Below are 7,633 nucleotides of genomic sequence, written 5' to 3'. Positions count from 1 at the left end.
ACGCCGGCCTCGGTGAGGACACGGCAGATCGGCTCGACCCCGTGCACGAGCTTGTGCTGATCGATGAAGGCGACGATCAGCGAGACGGGCGGTCGAGCTCCGCCGCGAAGAAAGCCGACGCGCTCTTGAGGATCGCGTTCGCCCGGCGCAGCTCCCGGTTCTCCCGCTCCAGCTCGGCCAGCCGGGTGGCGTCATCGGTCGTGGTGCCCGGCCGGTGGCCCTCGTCGACCTCGGCCTGGATGACCCAGTTGCGCAGCGTCTCGGGGTTGATGCCCAGCTGCTCGCCGATCCGCTTCAACGCCCCGGACCGGGTGGCCGGGTCACGCCGGGCGTCGACCGCCATCCGGGTCGCCCGCTCCCGCAGCTCGTCGGGGTACTTCCTCGGTGCCGCCATGACTCTCATCCTCACGTGGGTTGAGAGCCTCCATCAGACCCGGGGCGAGACAATTCCCTGACCGGCCGGACCGGTCGCCCATGCGCCCACCGACTCGCCCAGCATCCGCCGGGACAGCGACTGCTGGGCTGCCGTGCCGGCCGGCAGGTGGTAGGGCGTACGACCCCACCCGGGGCCACAGCCCGAACTCCGCATCGCCCTGGCCCCTCGTCTCTTCCGGCGGTGACGTCCAGCAAGTTAGGAGACGCAACCGTCAGCCGCTCGATCGCGGCTCGGCCCACCTCGGCAACCCAGGACGAACGCCGGTCCCACCCCTGGCTCACTCCCTCAGCCGCAGAGCCCGTTGCCAGGAAGCCTCGACTCCTTCGACCTAACACGCACGCTGGCCTGGCGGTTTGCACATGACCTAACACTCTGAGTAGCGTCACGCTGTCATTACTCGCCGTGACGAAGGCTCCGGGCCCGGACGCCGACGTGCGGCGCGGGAGCCGTCACCTGCGAGACCCCTCGCCTGGTGCAGCGCTGGCCGTAGACGCCGTTCCCGCCTCTCCCAGCGAAGGAAGGAGAAATCCCCGCACGTCAGGGTTGTCCGCGCGTACAGCTCGGAAGAAGCCGGACACCCGACCCGAATTCACCTCAGGTGGCGGCCTCATCGGCAGGACGGCCGTCGGGGCTCGACCACCCCTCAAGGAGAAATACCATGCCCGGACCAGTCCGGGGGCTGTGTGCTGCCCTCGTTGCGGTCATCGCCGTCGTTCTCTTCCTCGCCACGCCGGCGGGCGCGGCCGGATCTTCGCATTTCACCCCCGTAGCGGACACCTTCGTCACGGCAGCTCAGCCTGACGCGTCCTACGGCACGCAGTGGGGAAACGCGCGAGTTGATGACAACCCCCGCCGCATTGGCTACTTCAAATTCCATGTGTCCGACATCCCTGCGGGCGCGCCCATCAATAGTGCAACCCTGACCCTCACCGGGGTCGCGGCGCAGACGGCCCAGGTCGTCGACCTGCACCTAGTCGGGAACAACTGGACCGAGACGACGACGTACAACTCGCGCCCGGCCCTGGGAGCGAGGATCGACACCCAGCTGGTCGGGAGCGGGGCCTCGGCTACCTTCACCGTTCCGGTGTCTGGCAACGGGACGGTCTCGTTCGCCGTGGTGCGGACGACCACCGGTGGCGACAACGTCATCGCTACCCGGGAGAACGTCACGGCGTCGAAGCGACCCGAGCTCGTGGTCCACTACGGTGAGACGACTGGGGATGCGCCCGACACCGACGGGATTGCGGACGAGACACCCCCCTCCGACAGCCCGACGGCCGCACCCACCACGGAAGACACAGCAGCCGCCCCTGCGACAAGCAGCCCCGCGACAACCAGCCCTGCGACCGAGACCACGACTCCCACCACGGACGGCGGCGCGGGCGACGGGACGTCGGACAGCAGCACGAGCGCCAGCGGGACCCCGGCGACGACCGAGGACGCAACGACGCCCAGCGGTACGCCTTCCCCGCCCCCGCCATCATCCGGCGCCAGCCACAACCCCTTCATCGCGTACGACGCTGACTCGTTCTTCCGCCGCACGCTGCCGGCGGATGCGCCCACCGCCGCGGACTCGGAGCGGGGCATCGCCCTTCACACGAACCAGGAGCCGAGGCCCTACCCGCGGATCAACGGCGTCGGCAGCAATGCTTGGGGTACGCCCTACGCGTTGGGCACCTGCAGCGATCCGGTGTGGACTCTCTCCGGTGGCACGGTTCCCGCTCACCTGGATTGGCTGCGGACAGAGGGCTTCCATGCGCCCGCCGGCTGGACCGCTGACCTCACGGGTACCAGCGACTCGCCTCTCGTCGTGATCGACAGGTGCGGCAACGGGCACATGCCCGAAGGCTTCTCGGTCTGGGCATGGGGTGCCTCGGCGCACTCCGGGAACGTCGTGGCAGTTGGCCACGCCGGTGTCTTCCAGCACGACTCGAACGGCTTGGACCGACGGAACCCGCAGTCGGACTCCACGCTCAACGCCCGATCTCGCGGGGCCATCCCCGACGCCATGGTGATCCGGGACGACCTCCTGCACGCGGCCATGAACGGTGCGAACGGAGGCACTCTCGGCCACGTCCTCCACATGTTCGCCATGGAGACCGACAGCGCCGCCGGCTTCGCGCACCCGATGACTGGCTACGAGAAGGACAAGTCTGGCTACGGCGCCGAGGGGCAGCGCCTCAGGGTCAAGGCGTCGTGGACGCCGCCAGCAGGTTGCACCGGTCCGGGCCTGGTTCTCGCCCGCACACTCCAGCACTACGGCGCCTACCTCGGCGACAACTCGGGCTCGGGCTCGACCCTCAAGGCCCAGCAGGGGACGACGTTCCCGGGACTGACCGAGGACGCGCTCGCCCCGTGCGTGACGTGGGACGACATGGAGTACCTGAGCCCAGGTTGGGACGGTTGACCACCGGTCGCCCTGCGGCCGAGGGGACCTGATCGAAGACCCGTTTTCGACGGTGAGGTGAGGGTGAGCAGCTAGGGTTTCGGCGACAGCTGGCTTCCGCTTCGCCGTCTCGCCGGACGAGATCCCTGTCCGACCACAGGTCGGACAGGGATCTCGTCACGCTCAGCCGGCAGGACGCGCCGTCGTCCGTGCCAGCACCGCTGGCGGCCGCTTGTGGTGAGGACGGCGGCGCTCAGGACCGCTCGGGTCGATCTCCACGACCGGGGACGGCGGGCGTCGACTGCAGGAAGACCTGAACGAGCTCAAGAAGGCGATGCAGTTCCTCGACCTGCGGTGGCGGCGACCGCGGGAGAACCGTCAGTGTCCGGAACGCGACGCCGACCCGGTCTCGACCTGACCGCTGTGGCGCCCATGATGACGGCCTTACGAGTCGATTGCAGCACGTCGTGGAAGAACGGTCCCGGGTCCGACCGCGACAGCACAGCGTGCGACCTGGCACCACGGAGGGACCGGATCCAGTCCACCGGTGTGAGTTCGCGGCGCCGCATCAGGACGAAGGCGGATTGCGCGTCCCGGATGTCATCTATCCACTTCGCCCCGATGTAGCGCTGCTCCCTGTTCTCGGGCAGCGGGAGACCGACCATGTCGCAGTAGGCGGTGTACAGCAGCGCCACGCCTCCGCCCTCGGCGATGGCCGATCGTCCGGTCGGCCGCCCCACGTTCGGCTCGATGACCACGTGGCGGCCGGTGTTCACGTCACGCTTGACCTCCACGTAGGCGAGTCCGTGGTAGCCGATGCCGCCGAACACCCGGTAGGAGATGTCGAGGACCTCGTCATTGCGGCACTCCTCACCCAGACTGCTGGTTCCGGTGTGAGGCGGCCACTGCCTCAGCTTGCGGGCGACAAAGGTGACGAGGGGCCTGGACGCCCGGTCGTAGTAGGAGTTGCAGGAGTACAGCGCCTCGGCTCCGCCGTCGATCCACTCCTGAGCGATGAGCTGTTCCGCCCAGGGCGCGATCCGCTCGTACACCTCGAGCAGTTCTCGGGCGTCGCGGACCAGGAAGACCTTCCTGCTGGTGCGGGCCTGCCAGGTGGCCGACTTGATGGGAGGTTTCAGGACGACCGGGTAGGCCAGCTCACGTGCAGCGCGTTCGGCGCCGGCGCGATCCTCGACGATCACCGTGTCCGGGATGGGAATCCGACGCTCCTTCGCATGGCGCAAGAAGCCGATCTTGTCCATCAGTGTCTCGACGACGTCGTGGTCCGGAAGGGCCATGCGGAACCATGGGGCCAGACGCTCACGATGCTGCGAGACGAGTAGCACCGTCAGGTCCGTGCAGGGAAACAGCACAGCACGCTCATCCAGCCCGCGGCCGAGGTTCACCAGCTCATCGACGAAGGACTCCCCGAGCAGATCGGCCTGCACCACCTCCACACAGGCGCGCGTACGACAGGCGTAGTGCCGGGGATCGGTGACCAGGCCGATCACCGGCACACCGCGCTCGGCGAGCAGGCGTGCCGTCTGCAGGCCGGTGAAGTTGTCCAGTCCCACCACGACAGCGGGCGGACCTGCCGGCCGATCTAAGCGCACGCGCCGGCCCTCGAGCCTCATCCTCCGGACTCCTCCAGTGCGATGGCCTCCTTGGTGCGCACGAGGTCGAAGATGTGGTCGACCGTCGCGATGTGAGGGTCCACGGCGGCCGCCTTGCGCTGGACACTCAGCGTGTCGAGCACGTCCTCCATGGCCCGGACGGCCGCCCGCATGGGGTGGTTGGCCAGGATGATCATCTGGAAGCCCTTGTCGTACAGTTCCTGGTCCGTGTAATCGGGGAAGAGGGTCGGCACCGCCACCAGGGGGATCTCGCCGCGGCCGCTCCACCGGTCCAGGAACCCTTCGATCTCGCCCAGCGACTTGTCCTTCGAGTGGATGAGGATCGCATCCGCGCCGGCCTCGGCGTAGGCGTCGGCCCTCTGGCAGGCCGCTTCGACCCCATGACCGGCGATGAGCGCCTCCACCCGCGCGACCAGGACGAAGGTGGCCGTCTCCTGTGCCGCCTTGGCCGCACGGATCCGCCGGGCCTGCTCCTCCACAGGCAGCAGCTCACGCTTCGCCTCGCCCGTGTAGAGGCTGTTTCTCTTGGGGAACAGGTTGTCCTCGACGCAGATGCCGGCGATACCGCTGCGTTCGAACTCGATCAACGTACGCACGACGTTCGACAGGCCGCCGAAACCGTTGTCGCAGTCAGCGAGCACCGGCAGCGTGGTGGCCCCGTCGATCAGAACCGAGGCCCGCAGCGTCTCGGTCATGGTCGTCAGATTCAGGTCGGGCAAGGCGTGGGTCATCGTGGCCACCCCGAAGCCGCTCACCCACACCGCGTCGAAGCCGTAGGACTCGATGAGTTGTGAGCTCATGGCGTCGTGCGCCCCCACCGCGACGTAGGGTCGTTCCGCCGCGAGGCCGGCTCGCATCGCGGCGCGCTTCTTCTCGGCCCGGCTGCTTCCCATCACGTCAAACTCCCTAGTCTTGGTCGTCCGAGGAATGCCGATGCAGGCTGGTCACTGTGCGACCTGGCGGACCTGCTCGTCGGGCTGCACCAACTCGTCGAGGCAGCCTCGTTCGGCGGCCCGGACGAGCTCGACGACCCGCTCGCCGATGAGACGCTGCGCATCCCACGCCATAGCACCGATGTGCGGCGTGAGGACGACGTTCGGGAGGGCTCGAAGAGGGGACATGACCCCTTCCCCCTCCTTCTCGTGGACGTCGAGCGCTGCCCCGAGCAGGGTCCGTCCCTTCGTCAGCGCCTCGAGCAGCGCCTCTTCGTCGACGACACCTCCTCGGGCCATGTTGACCAGGAAGGATCCCCGCTTCATGCGGGCGAGCACCGATGCGTCGACCATGTGCTGCGTGCGCTCGTCGAGGGGGACGTGCAGGCAGAGGAAATCAGATTCCGTCACCACCGTGTCGAAGTCGGTCAATGCGATACCTGCGCTCGCCAAGGAGGTGGCGACGCCAGGATTGGCGTCGGCCACGCAACCGAGAACGCGCATGCCCCAGGCGGCAGCCATCGCACCGACTCGGCTGCCGATGCGACCCGCACCCGCGATCCCCAGGGTCTTACCGGCCAGCAGCGGCCCACCGAGGTCAGCCTTCGGCCAGTGGCCGTCGCGCAGCAGGCGGTCGGCGAGGGTCACGTTCCGCACGAGGCTCAACAACAAGGCAAAGGTCAGCTCGGCGACGGGTTGCGCGGACGAACCGGGCACGCGCACGACCTGGACGCCACGGTCGGTGGCGTGCGCCACGTCGACGTTGTCGAGGCCGGAACCTGCCCGAACCAGGAGGGTGAGGTTCGGGGCGTGGTCGAGCACCGCCGCCGATACTGTTACCCCGCTGCGGAAGACCACCACCTCACGGTCACGAATCAGCTCCACGAGCCGCTCCTCGGGCGCATTGAACGCCCGGACCACGTCGTGGTCCCGTTCGAGGGCCTCGATCGCCGATGGGTCGATGGAACTGGCGATGAGGATCTTCACCTGCGCCTCTTCTCGACGTACTCGTTGACCACGTTCGCCACGTCACGTGTGACGACGTCCAGCGGGCGATCGGCATCGACCACCACGAACTCGGGGAAGGCGTCCACCAGTTGCAAGTACTGCTGACGACGCGCCTCGAGCCAGTCAGGGCTCGCTTCGTGCTTGCGCTCGAACAGGATGCGGCCGGGCGCATCAAGGCAGATCACCAGGTCCGGCTTGGGGTACAGGTTCTCGAGGACATAGCCGTGGACGCGGGACGTCAGAGACCGACGGTCCCCGGCCACGTCGAAGTGGTAGTAGTCCGCGTAGAAGTGCCGGTCGAACACCACGATCGCCCCCCGCCTCCGGTGGTGGAGGGCGACCAACTGCCTGAACCACTCCTCGGCCATCCACATCAGCATCCGGACGGTCTGCCCGCACGCCTTGACCGCGCGTCGGCCCAGCCCCCTCGTCGTGCTGGTGAACGGGACCGAGGGCGCCACCATGTCGGAATGCCGGCCCCGGGCTCGCTTGAGAGCGAGGGCCATCCTGGTTGTGGGGAGCATCAGCCCGCTTGCCTGGAGGTTGACGCCCATGTAGACCCGCCTGATCGGGGCCGACATCGACTCCTGCTCGAGCAACTGGCTGATCGAGCTCTTGCCGGCACCGTCAGGCCCGATGAGCGCCACACTGATCATCTGCGGACGTTCGCCTCTACCGTGGCCGCTGCGAACGCCCCGGTGAGCACATGGCGGGACCCGTCGTGGCACGGCCCGATGTGGTCGCGGACCGGGGTGCAGCGCTGCGCGTACTGCATCGGGCCTCCCCAGGGTGGTCGAGACGTGCCGTCAGGTCGCGATCGCCGACCTTGCTCTGCCGGTCCGGGAGGCGCGGCCGCCAACCCGATCACGCGCTGGCGTCGCCTCCTGCCGTCGACGTCCTCGGTCGTACCTGTCCAGCAGCGCCCCCGAGCGAGGCATCCGGCACGGTTCAGGTTCGGGGGACAGTAGGCGCTGGCCGAGGCGCCGTCTAGGCCGTTGCACACCTCGATGCCTTCTCCCCCGGGGTGTCCGGATGGAGCGCAGGCAAGAGATGCCCGCGCCGCTGTCGGCGGCGCCTGAAAACTGACCCCCTCGCGGCAATGCCGGTGACTTAGAGCCCCCGCCAGTAGGTCATCGGATGCGTCGTGATCGTGGTCGGGTGTCCCAGCGGTAGAGCAGCCAGGCGGCCCGACACAGCGCACGGACGGTGACGATGGCCGCGGCCAGGGCGAGGTAGG

Annotated in this window: 5 protein-coding genes and 2 pseudogenes; 1 reads left to right on the top strand and 6 read right to left on the bottom strand. The window is 68.3% G+C overall.

What is annotated here, in order from left to right; translation table 11 throughout:
* A pseudogene (locus D0Z06_RS24855) lies at window positions 1-343 on the bottom strand (transposase); the annotation flags it as partial.
* A gap of 751 nt (window positions 344-1,094) precedes the next feature.
* On the opposite strand from D0Z06_RS24855, the gene D0Z06_RS24850 reads away from it, so the two are divergent.
* On the top strand, window positions 1,095-2,843 hold the full coding sequence (locus D0Z06_RS24850) for a CBM96 family carbohydrate-binding protein (RefSeq protein WP_117380223.1): 1,749 nt from the start codon (window positions 1,095-1,097) through the stop codon (window positions 2,841-2,843).
* Between the two features lie 302 nt (window positions 2,844-3,145).
* On the opposite strand, the gene D0Z06_RS24845 is transcribed toward D0Z06_RS24850, so the two are convergent.
* From D0Z06_RS24845 to D0Z06_RS24825, 5 genes and pseudogenes are all read right to left on the bottom strand, one after another.
* Window positions 3,146-4,456: a carboxylate--amine ligase gene (locus tag D0Z06_RS24845; protein ID WP_199522536.1), complete on the bottom strand. Its 1,311-nt coding sequence runs from the start codon at window positions 4,454-4,456 to the stop codon at window positions 3,146-3,148.
* The gene (locus D0Z06_RS24840) at window positions 4,453-5,349 is read right to left on the bottom strand and encodes an isocitrate lyase/phosphoenolpyruvate mutase family protein (protein ID WP_158580091.1); all 897 of its coding nucleotides are present in this window, start codon (window positions 5,347-5,349) and stop codon (window positions 4,453-4,455) included. The genes D0Z06_RS24845 and D0Z06_RS24840 overlap by 4 nt, the downstream gene beginning before the upstream one ends.
* 51 nt (window positions 5,350-5,400) lie before the next feature.
* Window positions 5,401-6,375 carry a hydroxyacid dehydrogenase gene (locus D0Z06_RS24835; protein WP_117380221.1) on the bottom strand — a complete coding sequence of 325 codons (975 nt, stop codon included), beginning with the start codon at window positions 6,373-6,375 and terminating at the stop codon, window positions 5,401-5,403.
* Window positions 6,372-7,052, bottom strand: a complete 681-nt coding sequence (locus D0Z06_RS24830) for a nucleoside/nucleotide kinase family protein (RefSeq protein ID WP_117380220.1) — start codon at window positions 7,050-7,052, stop codon at window positions 6,372-6,374. The genes D0Z06_RS24835 and D0Z06_RS24830 overlap by 4 nt, the downstream gene beginning before the upstream one ends.
* 474 nt (window positions 7,053-7,526) lie before the next feature.
* Window positions 7,527-7,633: pseudogene (locus tag D0Z06_RS24825) on the bottom strand (IS5/IS1182 family transposase); the annotation flags it as partial.

The sequence above is a fragment of the Geodermatophilus marinus genome, from assembly GCF_003428645.1.
Taxonomy (GTDB): Bacteria; Actinomycetota; Actinomycetes; order Mycobacteriales; family Geodermatophilaceae; genus Geodermatophilus.
This window is presented reverse-complemented; position numbering and strand designations above follow the sequence as displayed.

Coding starts and splice junctions, on each gene's coding strand:
- D0Z06_RS24850 (WP_117380223.1), top strand. CDS start 1,095: ATGCCCGGACCAGTCCGGGGGCTGTGTGCTGCCCTCGTTGCGGTCATC.
- D0Z06_RS24845 (WP_199522536.1), bottom strand. CDS start 4,456: ATGAGGCTCGAGGGCCGGCGCGTGCGCTTAGATCGGCCGGCAGGTCCG.
- D0Z06_RS24840 (WP_158580091.1), bottom strand. CDS start 5,349: ATGGGAAGCAGCCGGGCCGAGAAGAAGCGCGCCGCGATGCGAGCCGGC.
- D0Z06_RS24830 (WP_117380220.1), bottom strand. CDS start 7,052: ATGATCAGTGTGGCGCTCATCGGGCCTGACGGTGCCGGCAAGAGCTCG.